The organism is Marinicrinis lubricantis, from assembly GCF_042658665.1.
Classification (GTDB): domain Bacteria; phylum Bacillota; class Bacilli; order Paenibacillales; family KCTC-33676; genus Marinicrinis; species Marinicrinis lubricantis.
This window is the reverse complement of sequence record NZ_JBHSQV010000183.1, coordinates 63,560-84,034: the sequence shown is the minus strand read 5'-3', so window position 1 is coordinate 84,034 and position 20,475 is coordinate 63,560. Positions and strand designations below refer to the sequence as shown.

The 20,475-nt window shown below is 50.0% G+C and carries 21 protein-coding genes; 19 read left to right on the top strand and 2 right to left on the bottom strand.

What is annotated here, in order from left to right; translation table 11 throughout:
• Positions 1 to 2: 2 nt before the first annotated feature.
• The 5 genes from purM (at position 3) to ACFPXP_RS19900 (ending at position 5,735) form a co-directional block, all read left to right on the top strand.
• Positions 3 to 1,046, top strand: coding sequence for a phosphoribosylformylglycinamidine cyclo-ligase (purM, locus tag ACFPXP_RS19920; RefSeq protein ID WP_379896157.1), 1,044 nt, complete (start codon positions 3 to 5; stop codon positions 1,044 to 1,046).
• Positions 1,043 to 1,669: a phosphoribosylglycinamide formyltransferase gene (purN, locus tag ACFPXP_RS19915; protein WP_379896156.1), complete on the top strand. Its 627-nt coding sequence runs from the start codon at positions 1,043 to 1,045 to the stop codon at positions 1,667 to 1,669. The genes purM and purN overlap by 4 nt, the downstream gene beginning before the upstream one ends.
• Positions 1,670 to 1,869: 200 nt before the next feature.
• Positions 1,870 to 3,411 carry a bifunctional phosphoribosylaminoimidazolecarboxamide formyltransferase/IMP cyclohydrolase gene (gene purH / locus ACFPXP_RS19910; protein WP_379896155.1) on the top strand — a complete coding sequence of 514 codons (1,542 nt, stop codon included), beginning with the start codon at positions 1,870 to 1,872 and terminating at the stop codon, positions 3,409 to 3,411.
• 73 nt (positions 3,412 to 3,484) lie between these two features.
• Positions 3,485 to 4,765, top strand: a complete 1,281-nt coding sequence (gene purD / locus ACFPXP_RS19905) for a phosphoribosylamine--glycine ligase (RefSeq protein ID WP_379896153.1) — start codon at positions 3,485 to 3,487, stop codon at positions 4,763 to 4,765.
• Between the two features lie 301 nt (positions 4,766 to 5,066).
• Positions 5,067 to 5,735, top strand: a complete 669-nt coding sequence (locus ACFPXP_RS19900) for a Bax inhibitor-1/YccA family protein (RefSeq protein ID WP_379896152.1) — start codon at positions 5,067 to 5,069, stop codon at positions 5,733 to 5,735.
• 158 nt (positions 5,736 to 5,893) lie between these two features.
• Here ACFPXP_RS19900 and ACFPXP_RS19895 read toward each other — a convergent pair whose 3' ends face one another.
• Positions 5,894 to 6,427, bottom strand: coding sequence for a DoxX family protein (locus tag ACFPXP_RS19895; protein ID WP_379896151.1), 534 nt, complete (start codon positions 6,425 to 6,427; stop codon positions 5,894 to 5,896).
• 366 nt (positions 6,428 to 6,793) lie between these two features.
• Between ACFPXP_RS19895 and ACFPXP_RS19890 the strand changes: the two genes are divergently transcribed.
• The gene (locus ACFPXP_RS19890) at positions 6,794 to 7,882 is read left to right on the top strand and encodes a DUF3048 domain-containing protein (protein WP_379896150.1); all 1,089 of its coding nucleotides are present in this window, start codon (positions 6,794 to 6,796) and stop codon (positions 7,880 to 7,882) included.
• Between the two features lie 95 nt (positions 7,883 to 7,977).
• Here the strand turns inward: ACFPXP_RS19890 and ACFPXP_RS19885 are convergent, their stop codons facing one another.
• Complete coding sequence (locus ACFPXP_RS19885; protein ID WP_379896149.1) at positions 7,978 to 8,493, bottom strand: aminotransferase; 516 nt, start codon at positions 8,491 to 8,493, stop codon at positions 7,978 to 7,980.
• A 330-nt stretch (positions 8,494 to 8,823) separates the two neighbouring features.
• Between ACFPXP_RS19885 and ACFPXP_RS19880 the strand changes: the two genes are divergently transcribed.
• From ACFPXP_RS19880 to ACFPXP_RS19820, 13 genes are all read left to right on the top strand, one after another.
• Positions 8,824 to 9,114 (top strand): YerC/YecD family TrpR-related protein, encoded by a 291-nt coding sequence (locus ACFPXP_RS19880; protein ID WP_379896148.1) that lies wholly within the window; start codon positions 8,824 to 8,826, stop codon positions 9,112 to 9,114.
• A gap of 67 nt (positions 9,115 to 9,181) precedes the next feature.
• Positions 9,182 to 9,958: a sirohydrochlorin chelatase gene (locus tag ACFPXP_RS19875; protein ID WP_379896147.1), complete on the top strand. Its 777-nt coding sequence runs from the start codon at positions 9,182 to 9,184 to the stop codon at positions 9,956 to 9,958.
• An 11-nt stretch (positions 9,959 to 9,969) separates the two neighbouring features.
• Complete coding sequence (locus ACFPXP_RS19870; RefSeq protein ID WP_379896146.1) at positions 9,970 to 11,004, top strand: diacylglycerol kinase; 1,035 nt, start codon at positions 9,970 to 9,972, stop codon at positions 11,002 to 11,004.
• 34 nt (positions 11,005 to 11,038) lie between these two features.
• A complete protein-coding gene (gene rlmD / locus ACFPXP_RS19865) occupies positions 11,039 to 12,511 on the top strand; it encodes a 23S rRNA (uracil(1939)-C(5))-methyltransferase RlmD (RefSeq protein WP_379896144.1) in 1,473 nt (490 codons plus the stop codon).
• 565 nt (positions 12,512 to 13,076) lie between these two features.
• Positions 13,077 to 13,262, top strand: a complete 186-nt coding sequence (locus ACFPXP_RS19860) for a helix-turn-helix domain-containing protein (protein WP_230876310.1) — start codon at positions 13,077 to 13,079, stop codon at positions 13,260 to 13,262.
• Positions 13,246 to 13,623 carry a hypothetical protein gene (locus ACFPXP_RS19855; protein WP_379896142.1) on the top strand — a complete coding sequence of 126 codons (378 nt, stop codon included), beginning with the start codon at positions 13,246 to 13,248 and terminating at the stop codon, positions 13,621 to 13,623. The genes ACFPXP_RS19860 and ACFPXP_RS19855 overlap by 17 nt, the downstream gene beginning before the upstream one ends.
• A gap of 300 nt (positions 13,624 to 13,923) precedes the next feature.
• Entirely contained in the window at positions 13,924 to 14,772 is an 849-nt protein-coding gene (locus ACFPXP_RS19850; RefSeq protein WP_379896140.1) for a hypothetical protein, read from the top strand.
• A gap of 1,052 nt (positions 14,773 to 15,824) precedes the next feature.
• Positions 15,825 to 15,980, top strand: a complete 156-nt coding sequence (locus tag ACFPXP_RS19845; RefSeq protein WP_379896138.1) for a hypothetical protein — start codon at positions 15,825 to 15,827, stop codon at positions 15,978 to 15,980.
• 2 nt (positions 15,981 to 15,982) lie between these two features.
• On the top strand, positions 15,983 to 17,467 hold the full coding sequence (locus ACFPXP_RS19840; protein WP_379896137.1) for a recombinase family protein: 1,485 nt from the start codon (positions 15,983 to 15,985) through the stop codon (positions 17,465 to 17,467).
• A gap of 382 nt (positions 17,468 to 17,849) precedes the next feature.
• Positions 17,850 to 18,677: a ParA family protein gene (locus ACFPXP_RS19835; RefSeq protein ID WP_379896135.1), complete on the top strand. Its 828-nt coding sequence runs from the start codon at positions 17,850 to 17,852 to the stop codon at positions 18,675 to 18,677.
• Positions 18,625 to 19,560 carry a ParB/RepB/Spo0J family partition protein gene (locus tag ACFPXP_RS19830; RefSeq protein ID WP_379896134.1) on the top strand — a complete coding sequence of 312 codons (936 nt, stop codon included), beginning with the start codon at positions 18,625 to 18,627 and terminating at the stop codon, positions 19,558 to 19,560. The genes ACFPXP_RS19835 and ACFPXP_RS19830 overlap by 53 nt, the downstream gene beginning before the upstream one ends.
• Positions 19,561 to 19,645: 85 nt before the next feature.
• On the top strand, positions 19,646 to 19,858 hold the full coding sequence (locus tag ACFPXP_RS19825; protein WP_379896133.1) for a hypothetical protein: 213 nt from the start codon (positions 19,646 to 19,648) through the stop codon (positions 19,856 to 19,858).
• Entirely contained in the window at positions 19,846 to 20,454 is a 609-nt protein-coding gene (locus ACFPXP_RS19820) for a hypothetical protein (protein ID WP_379896132.1), read from the top strand. The genes ACFPXP_RS19825 and ACFPXP_RS19820 overlap by 13 nt, the downstream gene beginning before the upstream one ends.
• Positions 20,455 to 20,475: the final 21 nt, after the last annotated feature.

The following is a 20,475-nucleotide window of genomic DNA, read 5'->3' as shown; positions in this document are numbered from 1 at the left end:
CCATGTCAGAGGCGTATAAGCAAGCGGGAGTCGATATTGCAGCCGGCAACGAAGCGGTAGAACGGATGAAGAAGCATGTGAAAAGAACGTTTCGTCCGGAGGTCATGGCGGATCTAGGCGGATTTGGCGCTTTGTTTGCACTGAATAAAGAGAAGTATGAGGAACCGATTCTCGTGTCCGGTACGGACGGAGTAGGAACGAAGCTGATGCTGGCGTTCGCGATGGATAAGCACGATACGATCGGCATCGATGCGGTCGCCATGTGTGTCAACGACATCGTCGTACAGGGCGCAGAGCCTCTATTTTTCCTCGATTACTTGGCACTCGGTAAAGTCGTGCCGGAGAAGATCGAAAGCATCGTGAAAGGGATCTCCGAAGGCTGCTTGCAGTCCGGATGCTCTCTGATCGGCGGTGAAACGGCGGAAATGCCTGGGATGTACGATGAAGACGAATACGATATCGGCGGCTTCAGCGTCGGCATCGTGGACCGCAAGAAGATGGTCGACGGCTCCAGCATTGAATGCGGAGATGTGGTGCTCGGTATGAGCTCCAGCGGGCTGCACAGCAATGGCTTTTCGCTTGTGCGCCGTATCCTGCTTGAGCAAAAAGGCTACGGATTGAACGATCAGGTGGAAGGGTTAGACACTCCGCTAGGAGAGGTACTCCTGACGCCAACGAAAATTTATGTGAAACCGATTTTGGCAATGCTTGAAAAAGTGAACATTAAAGGGATGTCCCATATTACAGGAGGCGGCTTTATCGAGAATATTCCTCGCATGCTGCCTGCGGACGTGAATGTGGACATCACCCCGGATTCTTGGCCCGTGCCACCGATCTTCGAGCTGCTGAAGAAGGAAGGCGGCTTCAGCGACAAGGACGCCTACACGACCTTTAATATGGGGATCGGCATGGTGCTTGTCGTTTCGCAGAAGGATGTGGAGCAGGTCAAGGAGATTGCCCGCACCTTCGGAGAAGAAGTGTACACGATCGGCCGCGTGAAGTTCGGCCAGCGCCGCGTAACGTTCGGCGGGGTGGAGCTCGAATGAGCGATTATCGGATAGCGGTATTCGGTTCGGGGAACGGTTCGAATTTTCAAGCAATTGCGGATCAGGTTCAAGCCGGACAGCTCGATGTAAAGATCGAGCTGTTGGTTTGTGATCAGCCGCAGGCCAAAATCATCGAGCGAGCGGAAAAGGCCGGTGTAGAGACGCTGGTGCTTACGCTGAAGCAGTTCGAGTCGAAGGCGGCGTATGAGGAAGCGATTTTAGAACGTCTGACAGAAAAGCAGGTCGACTTGATCGTCCTCGCAGGCTACATGAAGCTGATCTCACCCGTGCTGTTGAATGCTTACAAAGGACGTATCATTAACATTCATCCATCGCTGCTGCCATCCTTTCCGGGCAAGCAGGGTGTGGCGGATGCTTTCGAATATGGCGTTAAGGTCACGGGGTGCACTGTACACTTCGTAGATGAAGGTATGGATACCGGACCGATTATCGCACAACAGGCAGTCCCTGTGCTGGATCATGATACGGTGGAGTCGCTGCATCAGCGCATTCACGAAGCGGAGCAGCAGATTTATCCGGAAGTAGTTCGCTCTCTTGCTCAGGGGCTTATAAAGTTGAATGGACGAAAGGTATCGAAACGTAACGGTTTCATTGAACGTTAATTTACAGATTGATTGAATACAGGCATGATGCTTAAAATGGTTTATCCCCGTATGCGGCCAGCATCGATTGACGAGATGTGAAGCGAGAATAACGGGCATGCGCACTACTTTCAAATAAGTTCGGGCAGGAGCAAGGCGGTAACTAATGACAGAAGCTTAACGAAACATCAAACTTTGAATACACATGGGAGGAATCGTACGTGGCGATCAAACGCGCGCTGATTAGTGTCTCAGATAAAACAGGCATCGTAGAATTTGCATCCAAGCTGGCAGAACAAGGTGTGGAGCTGATTTCGACCGGAGGGACGAAGACGCTTCTAGAACAAAACAATGTTCCGGTCATCGGAATTTCCGATGTGACAGGTTTTCCGGAAATTATGGATGGCCGAGTGAAGACACTGCATCCCGCTGTACATAGCGGCTTGCTGGCTGTTCGTGATAATGAAGAGCATCAGAAGCAGATGGAGGAATTAGGACTCGATTACATCGATATCGTTGTCGTGAATCTGTATCCTTTCGGGCAGACGATTGCAAAGCCGGATGTGGCATATGAAGATGCAATTGAAAACATCGACATCGGCGGTCCGACGATGCTCCGTTCCGCGGCGAAGAACCATGCTTTCGTAACGGTCGTGGTCGACGCCGGAGACTATGAGCAGGTGCTGCAGGAGATCGCGCAAGGCGGCGATACGACGCTGGACACGAGAAAACGTTTGGCGGCGAAAGTGTTCCGTCATACGGCGGCTTATGACGCGCTTATTTCGGAATATTTGTCCAAGCAATTAGGAGAGGAATTCCCAGAACGATATACGGTTACGTACGAAAAAGTACAGGAGCTTCGCTACGGAGAAAATCCGCATCAGAAGGCAGCCTTCTATAAAAAGCCGCTGGCGGAGGCAGGCAGCATTACGACCGCAGAGAAGCTGCACGGCAAGGAGCTTTCGTACAACAACATCAATGACGCGAATGCAGCGCTGAATATCGTCAAGGAGTTCACGGAGCCGGCAGTGGTTGCGGTGAAGCATATGAACCCATGCGGCGTAGGTATCGGCGAGTCGATTGCACAGGCTTATCAAAAAGCGTATGAAGCGGATCCAACCTCGATCTTCGGCGGGATCGTTGCTGCGAATCGTACGGTAGACAAGGAAATGGCGGAAAAGCTGCACGAAATTTTCTTGGAAATCGTATTGGCACCGGATTTCACGCCGGAAGCGCTGGAGATTCTGACGAAGAAAAAGAACATCCGTCTGCTGAAGCTGGGCGAGCTGCAGGGCAGCCAGAAGGCAGAACAGCTCATTACTTCTGTAGAAGGCGGCATGCTGGTACAGGATAAGGATGTGAGACAGCTGGCGGATGAAGACATTCAAGTCGCAACCGATCGGAAGCCGACAGAGGAAGAGTTGAAGCAGCTGCTGTTCGCATGGAAGGTCGTCAAGCATGTGAAATCGAACGCGATTGTGCTTGCGAAGGATAACATGACGATCGGCGTAGGAGCAGGCCAAATGAACCGCGTAGGCGCAGCGAAAATTGCGATTGAGCAGGCGGGTGAGCAGGCAGTCGGCAGCGTGCTGGCTTCGGATGCGTTCTTCCCGATGGGCGATACACTGGAGCTTGCGGCGAAGGCAGGCATTAAGGCCGTCATTCAGCCGGGCGGCTCGATTAAGGATGAAGAATCGATCAAGGTAGCCAATGAGAACGGTATTGCCATGGTCTTCACGGGCGTACGCCATTTTAAACACTAATCGGAAGGTTAGGTGCATATAGGAGGCGAAAGCCTCCGACTATTTTTTGTGACGGATGAACAGGAGGTCTCACATGCGAGTTCTAGTCGTAGGACGGGGCGGAAGAGAGCATACGATCGTTTGGGCGCTGAAGAAAAGTCCGAAGGTCAGCGAAATATACTGTGCCCCTGGTAACGCGGGCATTGCGGAAATGGCCGATTGCGTATCGATCGAGGAAACACAGTTCGAAGAGCTGTGCCGATTCGCGAAGGAAAACAAGATTGATCTAGCGGTGGTCGGACCGGAGGATCCTTTGTTTGCAGGAGCGGTGGACGCACTGGAGGCAGCAGGCATTAAGACGTTCGGTCCTCGCAAAAATGCAGCGATCATTGAGGGCAGCAAGGTGTTTACGAAGGATTTGATGAAGAAGTATCAAATCCCGACGGCGGCCTATGAAAGCTTCGATCGTTACGATGACGCTCTGGCTTATCTCCATGCGCATCAAGCTCCGATCGTCATTAAGGCGGATGGCTTGGCTGCGGGCAAAGGAGTGACCGTAGCGGCGACGATGGAAGAAGCGGAGCAGGCTTTGAAGGATATCATGGTCGGCAAAGCGTTCGGCGAAGCGGGAAATCAAGTCGTCATTGAAGAATATTTGCAGGGACAGGAAATGTCGATCCTGGCATTCGTCGACGGTGAGACGGTGCGTCCGATGGTTCCGTCCCAGGACCACAAGCCGGTCTTTGACGGAGACAAGGGTCCGAATACGGGCGGTATGGGCACCTATTCTCCAGTGCCGCATATGCCGCAGTCGATTGTCGATGAAGCGATTGAGACCATCTTGATTCCTGCGGCGAAGGCGATGTGCTGCGAGGGCCGCCCGTTCCGTGGTGTGCTGTATGCCGGCTTGATGATTACGGAGAACGGTCCGAAGACGATCGAGTTCAACTGCCGTTTCGGTGATCCGGAGACGCAGGTAGTCCTGCCAAGACTGAAGACGGACTTGTTCGATGTATTTATGGCGACGGTCGAAGGCCGGCTAGAAGAGCTGGAGCTTGAGTGGAGCGATGAAGCTGCGGTCTGTGTCGTGCTGGCATCCGGAGGATATCCAGGAAGCTACAAGAAGGGACTGCCGATTAGCGGTTTGAACGACGTTCAGAATGCGATCGTATTCCATGCCGGAACCGCGGCGAAGGACGGTCAAATCGTCACAGCCGGAGGACGTCTTCTAGGCATCACGGGCATGGGTGCGACGATTGAGGAAGCGAGAGCGAAGGCTTATGCGGCAGCCGAAGTGATTCAGTTCGAAGGCAAGCATTACCGCAAGGATATTGCCCAGAAAGCTTTGGACGCAGCAAAGCAGAATCAGCAATAATCGAAGCGTGAGCGGATAATAAGAAGATGTCCTGAATCGTCTCCTTCAGCGGGGATGATTCAGGACTTTTTTTGCTTAGATGAAGAGGGAGAAAGGGGAGGGGACCTAGGTGAAGGAGCAAAGCTGGTCTACTCATAAAATTAATATCATGAAATATTTACCTGATTAAGGAAAATAGGGTAGGCCTTGACCAAATTTTTGAAATAAAGTGGTATGTTGAAAAATAATTATGATAAAATAGGTAGTAATTGAAAACATTTTGAATCGTAGTAGAGTGGATTAGAAGATTAGGAGGTTAAACATGGAATACAGAAATGAAGCCTATTCTGGCGAGTTGGAGCGAAGTTCATATAATGAATCGTTCCATAAGCTGATGAGAATGTTTACGTTCTCGATTTTGATTGCCTTTATCGGTGCGTATGTAGGCACCATGCTGCCGCCGGCGATTTTCCTGCCGCTCGGTATTGTCCAACTGATTATGATTATTTCAGCCTTCATGCTGCGCAAGCGCAAGGCGGTGGGCTACGGGTTCGTCTTTACGTTCTGTCTGATTAGCGGCATTACGATTTATCCAGCGATTTACCATTATGCGACGAGCGCTGGGGCAGGTATTGTAACCGCGGCATTCGTCATCACGGTTGCCATCTATGCGATTCTTACATTGTATGCTTATTATTCCAAACGCGATTTCAGCTTCCTGGGCGGATTCCTAATGATAGGGGTGCTGGCACTGATCGGTTTCAGCATCGTTGGCATTTTCATGCCGAGCCTTCATACGGGTGCGATGGGACTGACGATCGCTTTTGCTGGGGTTATGATTTTCTCTGGATTTATCCTTTACGATATTTCGCAGTATAAGCACGGGGTGCCGGATCAAATGATTCCGCTTGCGGTACTGAGCTTGTACTTGAACTTTATTAACCTGTTCTTGTATTTGCTTCAGCTGCTTGGCATTTTAAACGATGACTAAGATAAGAACGCTTCGCTTCGATCGAGTGATCAGGCGGGGCGTTTTTCATATTTAAAGCAAAAAAATGGGAGGGACAGCCATATGGTCTTTGGCCGTTCCTCCTCAAAGAGTGGAGAGAGGTAGATATATAAACCAATAATGAGATGTTATCGAATCGATTAATGAGCTAACGCCTTTTTCGCGTCGTGCTCACCTTTTCCTTTCTCTTTGTGGAAGAGAGCTTTTACTTTCGTCCGAAGGAAAGGAAGTACGTAATAATCTAGACCGAATTTACCCGCATTCGCACCAGCGACGAGGATGAACATGGCCAGCAGAACCATTTGAGCATTGGTGCTTACTGTTCCCGAGAAAAGAAAGGCAAAGTTCATGACCGCTGCCATCAAGGCTGCAAAGGTAGTGAAGAGACCAGCCAGTAAAGCAATCCCTACTAGAAATTCTCCCCAAGGTACCAAGAAGTTGAAAAGTCCGACATTCGGCAGTGCGAAATGCTCTAGGAACGATGCCCACCAGCCTTGCACCGCTGGATGATCGCCTGCCGCTTTGCCAATCGCGCCTTGCAGGAAGCCCTCTGCTTCGAACCCGCCTGTAATTTTGCCCCAACCCGCGGTCATCCACTCCCAACCGAGATATAATCTAATTAGAAGCAGAGCACCGGCGGCGTACACATTCTCTCTTAAAAATCGAATAAACATATCAATCACTCCTTCATGGTATTGAATTAGCTTGTAGATTGGATAAGGTAAAAAGGAGTGCGTTACTGCTTGTTTTTTTGTATCTCCTCTTTACAGTTATAGAATAGCATGGGGGAGAGAATAAAATTGTGAAAAAAATCACAATTTGTGATGGATTTGTTACTAATTTGTGAAAATATTCACAATAAATTGAGTGCAGGTTATATGGGACAGCTTACATCGGCAGATTTTTGCCAAACACGTATTGTCTTATCATCACGGAGGCCAAAGGCGGCGGTCCGAAGCAAAGCAATGCTTTCATGGATAGAATGGTTGTGGTTTAATAAAAATAGCTTTAATAAGGAACGACAAAGGGGAGAGGACAGAATGAAGCGATTCGGAAAATGGACAAGCATGCTGGCATTGACGGCGGTTCTTGCTGCTGGCTGTGGGAATGCGACGACGGAGGTGCAGAATCCGCAGGTAGAGGAGAAGCCTCCGGTAGAGGAACCGATTCAAGAGGAAGTGCCCGTGGTATATCCATTTACAGCACCGCTTACTGGACTCGGTACAGAGGATCATTTGCAGCAGAGGCCGGTTTCGATTATGGTAGAAAATTCACCTGCAGCGCGTCCGCAGTCCGGATTGCAGTACGCAGATATCGTATATGAGATATTGGCTGAAGGCGAGATTACACGCTTCGTGGCCATTTACCATAGTGAAGATGCGGAGGTCATCGGACCTGTACGCAGCATTCGTCCTTATTTCGTAGAGATTGGGGATGGACTTGATGCGGTTATCGTGCATGCCGGATGGAGTCAGGATGCGATGAATCTGCTCAGTGCGCGAAAACTGAATCATCTAGATGCCGTCTATGGCGATCATGAGTATTATTGGCGGTCGGATGAACGGAAAGCGCCGCACAACTTATATACCAGCTTGGAAAAAATTGCGGAAGGCGCGGAGGATCGAGGATTTCGCGAGGTATGGGAGCCTGTCATGCCTGTCTTCACGGAAGCGGATGATGTCATCGCCGGACAAGCTGTGGCGAAGGTGACAATGGACTATCTGCAGGGGTATCAGGTCGCTTACGAATATTCAGATGAGGATGGATTGTATTATCGGATTATGGCAGGCGAGCCGCATGTGGACAAGGAAACCGAGACTCCGCTCAGCGCGATGAACGTGCTCATCTGCCGGGCTGCTCATACGGTCACCGATAGTGCTGGACGGCGGGAGGTCGATATCTTCGGTCCGGGTGAGGGATATTTGCTGCAGAAGGGCCAAATGAACGAGGTGACGTGGGAATATCGAAACGGGATGATCCGCGCCTATGATGAGAGCGGCCAAGAGATGCCGCTTGTTCCGGGGAAGACGTGGATTCAGGTCGTTCCGCAGAGCTCGAATGTGGAATTCGAATCGGACTTGATGGATGAGCCATCCCCATCGGGATTGAATAGTGAGCTGCCGTTATAATGGGCGGCAGAGAACGGGAATGATGAACACTGAATAGCTATGAATGTTATGCAAGGCGCCAAGAATTATTGGCGCCTTGCTTTTCGTGTGCCTGCTCACTTCCGGCGGCGAGTGGAGGTTCTTCTTTTCTGGGAAACTGCTCGGCGTGCCTTTTTCTTTTTGCGCCTACGGCGAGGAACATATGCTTCCTCATCAATCTCGTCATCGGCATCCGTCGTTCCCGCTTTACCAAGGAACGAGCCTAACAGCAGCTTCAGCATCGGACTCATTTGATTAATCGTCTGCATCATTTTGTTCACTTTGCCGATCGTCCCGACAAGACCGTCTATGCCGCCCATACGATCGATGATGCCCTTAACATCATTGAAGCTGAAATTGCCGAGACTGGAACCGCCTCCGGTTCCGCCTCCCCCGCCGCCGAATAGGCCGCTGCCGCCCGACCCGAAGCTTCCGGGATTGGAACCACTGAATCCTCCCCAATCTGGTCCTAGGCCGGGAAATCCACCGGTAGGATAGCTTTGTCCCGTGGAGCCCCCTCCCCCAAGAAAGGAAGAGGTGCGTGCCTTGGCCGCGCGATGGGCATCGTATTTGTGATGGTGCATTTGACTCATTGTTTTCACAACCCTTTTCCTTTATTATTTTCTTTTGCAACCATAGAAGGGCCGCCCGCTGTAAACTTGCAGCTGCGACTTCTTGATTTGATTCGAGAACATAGTCATATGAGGAGTCTTATGCTTTACTGTATGTGGCATTTATCCTGATGGTATGGACTTGTGCCCGTATTTTGGGATGATTATCCCTATGTAAGCCGCCTATTATGGATAAGGGAGCGGAATGTATTCTTTCGGCCGCTAATGCACAACCTTTTTAACGTTTGAAGATTTTACCGAAATAAAGTATGATAGGGCAAGAGAGATTTAATCATTAGGGGATGAACGCTGATGCAACTGAAAAAGCTGAACGATAAATCAATCGATCAATTATTCGAATCCATCCTGACGCTGAAGGATGTTGAAGAGTGCTATACATTTTTTGATGATTTGTGCACGGTAAATGAAATCCAGTCGCTCGCTCAGCGTCTGGAGGTTGCCCGCATGCTGCGCAAAGGCTGCACGTACAACCAGATCGAAGCGGAGACCGGAGCCAGCACAGCGACGATCAGCCGTGTAAAACGCTGCTTGAATTACGGCAATGACGGGTATAAAATGGCGTTGGAGCGTCTTGGACGATAGCCTATAGATTCTCAGCATCCCGTCCATATTGATCAAACAATCTGCATGGGAAGGGAAGACGCTGAATATGATGGAACAATACGGGGTATTGGTTATTAGTCATGGATCCAGGGACGAGGAATGGGTCAGACTGGTGACGGATGCGGTGGAGCAGATGGAGCTTTCCAGGTCGTTGCCTGTGGAATGCTCCTTTTTAGAGTTGGTGGAAGGACGCCTCATACAGGACGGGATTGACCGCTTGGAGGCGGCAGGGGTAACACACATCATTGTCGTGCCGCTGTTCGTGTCTTCGGGAAGTACGCACATCGATGAGATCAGCTGGGCGCTCGGTGTGAAGGATACGCCGATCTTGGAAACGGATCTTGAGCGTTTTCGTATACAAGGTAAAGTGACGTTCTGTTCGCCATTGGATGATGATCCGATCGCGGCGGACATATTATATGAGAAAATCAAACCGTTGTCGGAGCGGCCGGAACGGGAAATTGTGATGCTTGTCGGTCACGGCAGCAACGAGGACGGCTTTCATCAGGCATGGCTGCGGGGAATGGAGAGCTTGGCGGCTCAGGTGAAGCGGTTGGGCGGATTCGCGGAAAGCGACGTCAGCATGCTGCTGCCGGATCAGCTGGGACAGAAGGTGCGGGAGTGGAATACTCGTCAACCGGACTATCAGGTCATTGTAGCGCCTCTTTTCTTAAGTGAGGGATATTTCACGAATCGGGTCGTTCCGCAGCGGCTGGACGGGTGTGTATACCGCTATAACGGCAAAGCGATGCTGCCGCATCCGAACATTGTGAATTGGTTAGAGAAACAAGTACACAAGGCTCTTGGGGAAAAAACAGGATAGGGGTCTAGAATATGGTTAAACGAGCAAGACTGATCTATAACCCGACATCGGGTCGGGAGGAAATGAAGAAACGTCTGCCAGACATACTGAATCGTCTCGAGCGCGGAGGGATTGAGACATCCTGTCATGCGACCATCGGTGAAGGCGATGCGACGCTGGCGGCGGCTACCGCGATTGAGCGCGGCTTCGATATGATCATTGCAGCGGGCGGAGACGGCACGCTGAATGAGGTCATCAACGGGATGGCGGAGCAGGAGCATCGTCCGGCGCTGGGCATTCTGCCCGTCGGGACGACGAACGATTTCGCGCGGGCGGTCGGCATTCCGAAGAATTGGGAAGCGGCCTGCGACATTATCATCCGTCAGCACAGCCGCGTTATCGACATCGGCAAGGTGAATGAGAAGTACTTCATTAATATTGCCGGCGGCGGCTCAATGACGGAGCTGACGTATGAGGTGCCGAGCCGTCTGAAGACGATGGTCGGGCAGCTCGCTTATTATATGAAGGGACTTGAGAAGCTGCCGCGCTTGCGTCCGATCGAGCTGGACATTCGGAGCGAGGAGTATTCGGTGAACGGTCAGTTCATGCTGTTCCTGATCTCCAACAGCAACTCGGTCGGGGGCTTCGAGAAGCTGGCGCCGATGGCGACGCTCGATGACGGCTTGCTGGATGTGATTTTGCTGAAGAAATGCAACTTGGCGGACTTTGTGAAGCTGGTGACGCTGGCACTGCGGGGCGAGCACCTGAACGATTCGCACTTCGTGACGTTCCAGACGAAGCACGTGGAGGTGTCGTCAAAGGATTACACGCAGCTCAATCTGGACGGCGAATTCGGTGGTACGCTGCCGTGCTCGTTCTCGGTGCTGCCAAAGCATATATCGGTGCTCGTGGATGAGACGGGAACGTACAGCTACAATATGAAGAAGCATCGGGATCATCACGAGCATGCGGAGCACGCAGATACGCATACAGAAGCCTGCGATGGTGACAATAAAGATGAACTGCAGGATTTGGAAGATCGTGAGCATGACGAACAGATGAAATAATGGCACTTTAACTATAAATAGTGGGCGGAATAGCATGACGAAGACGAGGAAAAGAAAAACGAATACGGTGAAAAAGGAGCTGCCGGATTTGCCGGTGGCGAAAAATGAAGAGGTGGTCACCGAGATCATCGGGTTGACCCATGACGGACAAGGGGTAGGGCGCGTGAATGGCTTTACCCTTTTTGTGCATGGCGCGCTGCCGGGTGAGAAGGTGCGGGCGAAGGTGCTGAAGCTGAAGAAGCAGTACGGCTATGCGAAGATGACCCAGCTGCTGGAGGCGAGCCCGGACCGCGTGGCGCCGCCGTGCGCGATCTACGATCAGTGCGGAGGCTGTCAGCTCCAGCATCTGTCTTATGAGGCGCAGCTGCGAATGAAGCGCAAGCAGGTGGTGGACAACCTCGTGAAGATCGGCAAGCTGCAGGTGAACGGGGAAGCGGATGGTGATGCTGTGGCAGCGGCTGGAGCCGTGGCTGGTGAAGGCGTGGAGGTGCTGCCGACGCTGGGCATGCAGGACCCATGGCGCTATCGCAACAAGGCGCTCGTGCCAATTGGCGAGCGCGAGGGCGGGCTGGTCGGCGGCTTCTATGCGGCGAACAGCCACCGCATCATCGATATGGACACGTGCCTGATTCAGCACGGTCCGAACGACGATGTGATCCGCACGGTGAAGCGGATCGGGGAGGAGCTTGGCATTACCGCCTACGACGAGGAGACGGGCAAAGGCCTGCTCCGCCATGTGATGGTGCGGACGGGCTATGTGTCGGACGAGATGATGGTCGTGCTCGTCACGAACGGCGACCGCATCCCGAAGGTGGAGGAGTGGACGCGGCGCATCGTAGAGCGGATGCCGCAGGTGAAGAGCATCTGCCAAAGCGTCAATACGAAGCGGACAAACGTGGCGCTGGGCGATGTGACGAAGGTGCTGTGGGGCCGCGAAGTCATCTATGACTCGATCGGTCCGATTCGCTTCGCGATATCGGCGCGGTCGTTCTATCAGGTGAATCCGGTGCAGACGGAAGTGCTGTATGGCAAAGCACTGGAGTACGCGCAGCTCACCGGAGAAGAGACGGTGATCGATGCCTACTGCGGCATCGGCACGATCTCGCTCTTCCTCGCACAGAAGGCGAGGAAGGTGTACGGCGTCGAGATCGTGGAGCAGGCGATCGAAGACGCGAAGGCGAATGCCGAGCTGAACGGCATTCGCAATGCCGACTTCGCCGCGGGTGCGGCGGAGGAGGTCATCCCGGCGTGGAGGGCGCAGGGCATCGCGGCGGACGTCATCGTCGTCGACCCGCCGCGCAAGGGCTGCGACGCCGCGCTGCTGGAGACGATCATCGCGATGCAGCCGAAGCGCGTCGTGTACGTGTCGTGCAACCCGTCCACGCTCGCGCGCGATCTGCGCATCCTCGAGGACGGCGGCTTCCAGACGCTGCAGGTGCAGCCCGTGGATATGTTCCCGCATACGGGGCATGTGGAGTGTTGCTCACTGTTGGTCAGGAAAGACTAATAGTTGAGGTGTATTGGCGTATACAGCAACGGAGCGGGAGAAGTCCCGCTTCTTTTTTTGACCATAAGTTCAATTAGGGGCGGCTATTGATAGTCGTCCTTTGTTGTACCCCCACCCAGTGCCTACCGTAAATGCAATTGCTTATTAGCCGAAGTTAAGGCTTGTCATACCCGCCTGAAATTTTTGCGAATATCTTCTGTACGCACAAAGAAAGCCCCAACCATATCGGCGGGGCAAAACAAGGAGCGTGATGGTTCTATTATTAACATGAAGATAACTAATATACCTCCCTTCCTATCGAAATAAATGCTTTAGAAAGTACCCCTATTTGCTAATGTCCTCCCCGCCGCATATGACCTATTTTCCTAGATACAATCATCACAGCCCTCAATCTCCTTAGCTTGCTTATGCTCCGCTTTTCTTCATGAGAACGGATTATTTGGTTTCTTACTAGAGACTTATTACACGTCTCTATTACTCTCTACGCTCTGTGTGTTCTGCATCTGCCCCAATTACCTATATTGTGGGTGACAATATTTGAAAGGAGTTGGAAGCATTGGAGCAAATGCTGACAATGCAGGAAGCTAAAGACCTACTACGGGTTTCCTATCGAACGATTCATAGGCTTGTCTCGAATAACACTATTCCATCTGTGAAGGTGGGGCGGGTCATCAGAATCCCGCAATCGGGGCTAAAGAAGTTCATTCTTAATGATACGTCAGGAGGTAGCGGCAATGATTATCAACAGTAAGACGGTCTCACTCGCTGAAGCCGCAACAATGCTAGGTATGACCGAGCAGAAGGTTCTACAACTTAGCCAGCATGGGTACTTGGAGCAATCTAAGCCTGAGAATGGCAAGATACGAATTATCGTGAGAAGCCTTGAGAGGTACGCTAGCCGAAGCGGGATAGCCCTTCAGGAAGCCCCTACGCCCGTTGTAGTACGTTCAGGGAACTTTACCATCGCCGAGACTATGACCAAGCTAGGACTGCACACTGAAGCCGCCGTGCATCGGCTCATTCAGGCGGGAAAGCTGAAAGCGGGGTTTGAGGGCGGGACATACTTTGTCCATGCCCAAAGTTTACACGACTATGTTACAGGGTGGTGCTAATTATGCGAATGTACACATTGAACGAAATTTCTAATCTAATGACTAAGGCTAGTCCTACGAGAGTTTACACAATGCAACGCATTTGGTCTTGGTGTCAGAATGAAGGTCTATGTTACGAAGTGACCCCTAGCGGTGTGCGTGGAATATCTTTCAAGCCCGTATGGATTCGGGAGGATGAGTTGAAGCGTTTCTTACAGGCAAAGGAATTTGACGTTAAAGCTATCTTTCCAGCGGCTGACTAAAACGGCAATATAACATCCGTAAATAATGTACATTTCGGACAAAGGGAGGTGAAAAAGATTGAAAGACGTGACATGCTCAATAGACCGTGTTTCAGCATTGGCTTACATTTCTGACCTATCTTACTTCTCGAAGTCGCTAGAATTGAATCCCTATGTTGATGTAGTTTACGGGAGTACCCGACAGGGCGACTACGATACGAATATCAAGTGTGTGGATGGAAGTTTCATACAGATAAATAGTAGAGAAAAGAGGAAGGAAAATGTTAGGTTAGACTTCAATCCCAACACATTACATGGGCGGGATACCTATGAAGAAATGCAGAAAATCATTGCTTTTATGAAGCATCCCCGCATGACAGGAATTGATTTTGCGGTTGACTATCACGGCTATGACTTGTCCAGTCTTTCAATCAGTACCCCCCGTACCATGAAGAAAGCGGTCTATTATGCCCCTTCAGGCAAGTTGGAATCCATAACTCTGGGGAGTGGCAACGGAGACAAGCGCATAAACTTCTATGACAAGGGATATAAAGAACGTCAGACCTTACCTCAAAATCATCCTCATTGGTGGCGGGTTGAGATACAACGGTCAAGGTTTAAGGATGAGAACGACTATTTCATCAATCCATACGAAGGCATGACCTTCACCTTTCCCGCTTCCTTCCCGCCTGATATGAAGGCGGCTGACAGGTTGATGCTTATAGGTCTGCAAGAACAACCTGAGTTATGGAACGAGTTGGGGCGAAAGGTCAAAGAGCGATTACGAGACTTGCAATATCAGGCTTCTAAAAGTTTAGACCCGCACCCCGCCGAAGTATTTGAACTATACAAGGAAGAAATGCAAGCGCAATTGCAAAAGTTGTTTGCCCCTGCCTATCAAAATTCCCCGTTCTACCAAGTCCTTTAATCGTATGTATAACTGTTCAATAATTGACGGGGGTGTATCAAATTTTGACCCACCCCCTAAGCAAATACTTTTGAACCCCTTTTTACTCCGAATATCCTCCTTTTGCAACCCAAATGGGTTACAAAAACTGCTCCAACCGCGATTCTTACCCCATTTCGACCCCTTTTATAACCCAAAATATATTGGTTGAAAAGGAGAAGAGCCGCCCCCGTTGAAACAGGAACGGCTCTTTCCCTGCTGACACAGGAAGCGACCACTAACCAACATTGATGGGCGAGAAGCCTTCGGGCTTCTTTACCTCTCACAACGTTATTATACATAATGACTTTCAATTTGTAAGAGTATTGTGAATCCCCCATGATAAAAACCAACGCGGCGGGGTACATCAAACTTTGACCCACCCCCATCAAATTTTACTTCCTCTTAGCAGGTCGCCATTTGAAACCGCAGTTCATACAGCCGTTGACAATTTCACTTCTCCCAACGAACCCGACTAAGATACTTACAGGTAAGGCAAGAGACATACTAATGACCCCGATAATCCCAAAAGCACCTACCGCTGTGCCTGTAACAGAACTAGCAATAGAACTGTACCACAGCATAACACTGCTTAGCATTGTCAGCAGAATGCCAATAACAATCATAAGACCAAGGGTTATGAACAATTTTGCAAAACTGTACCCTCTTTTGTTGGCTACTACTTGCTGTGACTTGCATTTGCGGCATGCAACAGCATTGACATTGCCTGTGCCGCCCGACTGACCTCCCGCTCCCCCTGCTTGGCTGACAGTAGCCCTGTTTACTTGAGGACTAGCCGCCCTAGATTGACCGCTAACAGCCCTGTTTGCTTGGGCGGGCGCTGACCTATTGGGCTGATTGAATGTAGTTCTAGTATCACGTTGCACTTCTTTTGATTCCCTCCTGATGAATGTTTGTAGGTATGTAGAACTATTCGGCAAAACTTTCCAAAACCCTCTTTACAGCCTATCTATTGCTGTTCGCACCTTTTCAAATACATAGAGCGACCATTGATAGCAAGGGAGATGATAACAATGAATGTCGAAAGAACTTTTAATGGGAACGATTCATTTATTAGTCTGCTATTGCCGTTGATTGATGCTGAGATTGACAGAATTATGGAACAACAAGGCGACTTACAGTATAATGATGGTAACGCCAATACATCTCATAGTGAAGGGGTTGCGTAACTATGAGATGTGCTGTATATATCCGTGTTTCGACAGACAAAGAAGAACAAAAGCAGTCGTTGGAAAATCAGAAAAACATGTTTTACCAAATTATCGAAGACAGGGGTTGGGATGTTTACAAGTTCTATGTTGACGTTGAAAGTGGGACAACCGACAAGAGGGAAAATCTCCAACGCCTGATTGAAGACGCTGAACAGCGTAGGTTTGACGTTATTTTAGCAAAAGAACTTTCACGTCTCGCCCGCAACGGCGGGCTATCCTACCGAATCAGGGACATTGCTGAACAAAATCGTATTCATATCATTACTTCTGATGGTGCAATAAACACTCTTGAAGGCAACGCTAACATGTTCGGCTTGTACGCTTGGATGTATGAACAAGAATCCCAACGAACTTCTGAACGAATCAAAGCAGTTCTCAGCAGTAAAGCTAGAAAAGGAGAGTTCAAAGGTTCATTACCACCTTATGGATATAGGGTAGAAAATGACAAGCTAGTCATTGCTGAGGATGAAACACCCAATGTAGTGAGACGTATATTCCGCATGTATCTTGAGGGAAAGGGTTTTGACGCTATTGCACGGACTTTAACCCGTGAGGGATACCCTACTCCTAGACAAGTATTAAACAAGAAAAATGCAGGACAGTTTTGGCATGGCTCAACAATCAAACTTATTCTCAGCAATCCTCATTATGTTGGCGACCTTGTGCAAGGGCGACAAACAACAAGAAGTGTTACATCAAAAGCCCGTGAGGACGTTCCGAAGGAAAGACAGATTGTTGTTCCAAATGCTCATCCTGCTCTTATTTCAAGAGAAGATTTTGAAGCTGTACAACAGTATATGTCGGGGCGGAAGCGGCAACAAGCCAAGCCCAAAGCAAAGAAACACCTGTTTACTAACTATCTCTACTGCGCTGATTGCGGCAAGGCTCTATGGTATGTCCACTATCGCAAGGGCTATGTATGCGGCAACTATTACAAGCATGGAAAACACGCTTGCAGTCAGCACAGCGTTAAGGAAAATGAACTCATAGAGGTTATCCTAGCTGATATTCGCAATATGGCTGAAACACTCAATGAGAATGAAGTCATGGGGCGACTAGAGGCAAAAGCGTTGCAAGCAAGAAAACAAGCTGAGAAACAACGACAGTCTATACAAAGGCGTATTGACAAGCTGAAGGAAGAGAAGACTGGGTTAATTAGACTTTTAGCAAGTGGCACGATTTCAGAAGCCGATTATAAGCAAGCAACGGAGAGTAGTAATGCTGAACTTGCCAGTTTGCAAGAGAAACTCCTAGCGTTATCAGCCTTACAAGGTGGCACTGCGGAAAGTATTATTCGATTGAAAAAAGAACTCCAGCAGTTTATGAAGCTAGATGAACTAACGCCTGAAATGGTGCATCGGTTTATCGAAAAGATTGAAGTTAAAGCGGATGGTTCGGTGAACATACATTATAAATTCACCCCCACCGCTCTTCTTTCAGCTTAGTTTACAGTGACCAGCACTCAAGCCATGTGGAGTGCGTAATAGGAATGCAACGAATCGATACGTAGAAATCCTTTGTTTTCAACACTTTGCGCGATTTATGACTTTCACGGCGGACGGCAGCGATTTCAAAAATAAGGTGCTTAAAGATAAAATTGGGGTTTCCGTCGTTTTGGACATGGATTTGGACGTCGTGTGTGTAGACATGTTGAATTCGTTAGAATAAGCCCGCGAGAAATTCGAAAATGAAGCCACTGTGACATAGAAATATTCAAGAGAACGCCCTTTTTGCGGTGTTCTCTTTTTATATAGATACTATTCAAAAAGCCGGTTGCCCTGAAATATTCAGCGCAACCGGCTTTTTGCATGAAAGGAGACATGCGGGATGGCCAAGGTGATCGCCCTAGCCAATCAGAAAGGCGGCGTGGGCAAAACGACAACGGCGGTCAATTTGGGAATTGGTTTGGCTGCCGATGGGAAAAAGGTTTTGCTGGTCGATGCGGACGCGCAAGGCAACCTGACGGATTCGTTAGGGTTCCATGAACCGGACAATCTGTCGGTATCGTTAGCTACGTTGCTGGTGAAAACGATGCTGGAAGAACCCTATGAAGCGCGGAAAGGTATTTTGCATCACCATGAAGGCGTTGACCTGATGCCGGGCAACATTGAACTGTCTGCTGTTGAAGTATCACTCGTCAACACGATGAGCAGAGAAACAATATTGCGTTCATACATCGACTCCATTAAAACCGACTACGATTACGTACTGATTGATTGTATGCCGAGTTTGGGTATGTTGACCATCAATGCGCTGGCGGCTGCGGATAGCGTCATTATTCCCGTACAGGCGCATTATTTGCCGGCCAAGGGAATGACGCAATTGTTACAGACGATTGCCCGAGTACGCAGGCAGATCAATCCAAAATTGGTTTTGGACGGCGTGCTGCTCACGATGGTGGACAGCCGCACCAATTTCGCCAAAGATATTGCGCTCGTTCTTAGGCGCGATTACGGGGACAAGCTGCGCGTGTTCAACACTGAAATCCCTTTATCCATTCGCGCGGCGGAAACGAGTGCCAAGGGAAAAAGTATTTATGCCCATGACCCGGATGGGAAAGCTGCGGAGGCGTATGCCGCCTTTACGAAGGAGGTGCAAGGCATTGGCAAAGAGAGACGACAGGCTCGCCAGCATCAAACTGACCACAGTCGATGATTTATTCTCTACCGAAGAGAGCCGTGCCGATGAGCAGCGGGAAAAGGTGATGGAAATCCCTTTGTCGGAAATCAGCGATTTCCACGGTCATCCGTTCAAAGTGAAGGCGGATGAAGCGATGCTGGAAATGGCGGACAGCGTGAAGCAATACGGCGTTCTTGTTCCCGGCCTAGTGCGCCTGAAGGCGGACGGCGGCTATGAAATGGTAGCAGGACACCGGCGCAAGAAAGCAAGCGAGTTGGCGGGCAGAGAAACGATGCCTTGCATTGTTCGCGAGCTGGATGACGATCAGGCGATTATCATTATGGTTGATAGTAACTTGCAGCGGGAAAACATCTCTCCAAGCGAGAAGGCATTCGCCTATAAGATGAAGCTGGAGGCGATGAATCGGCAAGGTCAACGTACCGACTTAACTTCCCGACAAGTTGTCGGGAAGTTGGAAAGTGCCGATATTATTGGTCGAGAGGTAGGAGAAAGTGGAAGACAAATCCAGCGCTATATCCGACTTACTGAACTGACCCCCTCCATTCTTGAAATGGTGGACAATAAACAAATCGCCTTTAACCCGGCCGTAGAGATTTCTTACTTGGCCGAAGAAGAACAGCAAGCCCTTTACGAAACGATGCAATCTGAGGACTGTACCCCCTCGCTGGCGCAGGCGCAGCGCATGAAAAAGCTAAGTCAGGACGGGCGGCTTAACGTGGATGTCATCTTCTCGATTCTTACGGAGGAAAAGCCGAACCAGAAAGAGAAGATCGCCATTCAGCGCGAGCGGATCGACCGCTTCTTTCCGAGGGAGTTTACTCAAAAGCAAAAGGAAGACCTGATCGTTCAATTACTGGAAAACTGGTATAAAAAGCGGCAGCGGGAACAGGAACGCTAACTTGTATTTTAATACTTATCCTGTTCGTTGGCACTCTCCCTATAACGGAGAGCTTTTTTATGCCCACTTTTTTGGGAGGCGATACATGGTGTATTTCACAAAAGGGAGGCGTCGTCAGTATGAGCGCCTGATGCAAGAAAAACCGGGTTTCAACCGCATTGAAGTTTTGGAGGATGAGACCGAGGGGCCGCGCACGCGAAAAAAGGAATCTCGTGAAAACGGTCAATCAAAACGAAGCCGGAGAACGAAGGAAGAGCGTAACTTGTCAGGAAAGGAAGACGGACGATGGAAGAAATGAAGCGAATGGTGGACAACTACGAAGTCTATCAGGCCATCTCCATCGGCAAGGTGGAAGTGTTGCTTGGCATAGACGAAAGCAATGCCGAACGTCCGTACATGGTATGTACCTGCACCCGAAACAATTCTTTGGGTGTTGAACAATATTACGCGATTGCGGCCGGCGCGGATTACCTTGAAGCCATGCATGACTTTATTTCCCGTGTGCAATGGGAACTGGAGGATCTCAAAGAAGAACGGGCAAGCGCCCAAGCACCCTTATCTACAATTACACAATCCCAATGTCAGCCCATTCGCGAAGACATGCGCATTGACAACCAGGTCGTCGTCATCCGACCGGAACGGTTGCGTCCCGAATATCGCACCGCTGTTAACCAGCTTGTATTGGCACAAAGCGGTTTTGGCACCTCTGCCTATTCCCGAGGTCGCGCCGTCTACGTGTTAAATCTGTATTCCGGGGAGGAGTCACGCTGGAATCGGGAAGATTTTATGGGTCTGATAAAACCGGAGCATATGCCCGCATGGGCGCGAGAAAAGCTGGAACAACATCAGTCTTCAACCCAGCAAAAGCCGAAGCGCCGTGACGAAGCCCGGTAAAACTTTCGATAGCATTTCATT

Coding starts and splice junctions, on each gene's coding strand:
- ACFPXP_RS19825 (WP_379896133.1), top strand. CDS start 19,646: ATGGTGTATTTCACAAAAGGGAGGCGTCGTCAGTATGAGCGCCTGATG.
- ACFPXP_RS19845 (WP_379896138.1), top strand. CDS start 15,825: ATGAATGTCGAAAGAACTTTTAATGGGAACGATTCATTTATTAGTCTG.
- ACFPXP_RS19875 (WP_379896147.1), top strand. CDS start 9,182: ATGATGGAACAATACGGGGTATTGGTTATTAGTCATGGATCCAGGGAC.
- purM (WP_379896157.1), top strand. CDS start 3: ATGTCAGAGGCGTATAAGCAAGCGGGAGTCGATATTGCAGCCGGCAAC.
- ACFPXP_RS19855 (WP_379896142.1), top strand. CDS start 13,246: ATGATTATCAACAGTAAGACGGTCTCACTCGCTGAAGCCGCAACAATG.
- ACFPXP_RS19820 (WP_379896132.1), top strand. CDS start 19,846: ATGGAAGAAATGAAGCGAATGGTGGACAACTACGAAGTCTATCAGGCC.
- purD (WP_379896153.1), top strand. CDS start 3,485: ATGCGAGTTCTAGTCGTAGGACGGGGCGGAAGAGAGCATACGATCGTT.
- ACFPXP_RS19840 (WP_379896137.1), top strand. CDS start 15,983: ATGAGATGTGCTGTATATATCCGTGTTTCGACAGACAAAGAAGAACAA.
- ACFPXP_RS19870 (WP_379896146.1), top strand. CDS start 9,970: ATGGTTAAACGAGCAAGACTGATCTATAACCCGACATCGGGTCGGGAG.
- ACFPXP_RS19835 (WP_379896135.1), top strand. CDS start 17,850: ATGGCCAAGGTGATCGCCCTAGCCAATCAGAAAGGCGGCGTGGGCAAA.
- ACFPXP_RS19895 (WP_379896151.1), bottom strand. CDS start 6,427: ATGTTTATTCGATTTTTAAGAGAGAATGTGTACGCCGCCGGTGCTCTG.
- ACFPXP_RS19900 (WP_379896152.1), top strand. CDS start 5,067: ATGGAATACAGAAATGAAGCCTATTCTGGCGAGTTGGAGCGAAGTTCA.
- rlmD (WP_379896144.1), top strand. CDS start 11,039: ATGACGAAGACGAGGAAAAGAAAAACGAATACGGTGAAAAAGGAGCTG.
- ACFPXP_RS19890 (WP_379896150.1), top strand. CDS start 6,794: ATGAAGCGATTCGGAAAATGGACAAGCATGCTGGCATTGACGGCGGTT.
- ACFPXP_RS19860 (WP_230876310.1), top strand. CDS start 13,077: ATGCTGACAATGCAGGAAGCTAAAGACCTACTACGGGTTTCCTATCGA.
- purN (WP_379896156.1), top strand. CDS start 1,043: ATGAGCGATTATCGGATAGCGGTATTCGGTTCGGGGAACGGTTCGAAT.
- ACFPXP_RS19885 (WP_379896149.1), bottom strand. CDS start 8,493: ATGAGTCAAATGCACCATCACAAATACGATGCCCATCGCGCGGCCAAG.
- ACFPXP_RS19880 (WP_379896148.1), top strand. CDS start 8,824: ATGCAACTGAAAAAGCTGAACGATAAATCAATCGATCAATTATTCGAA.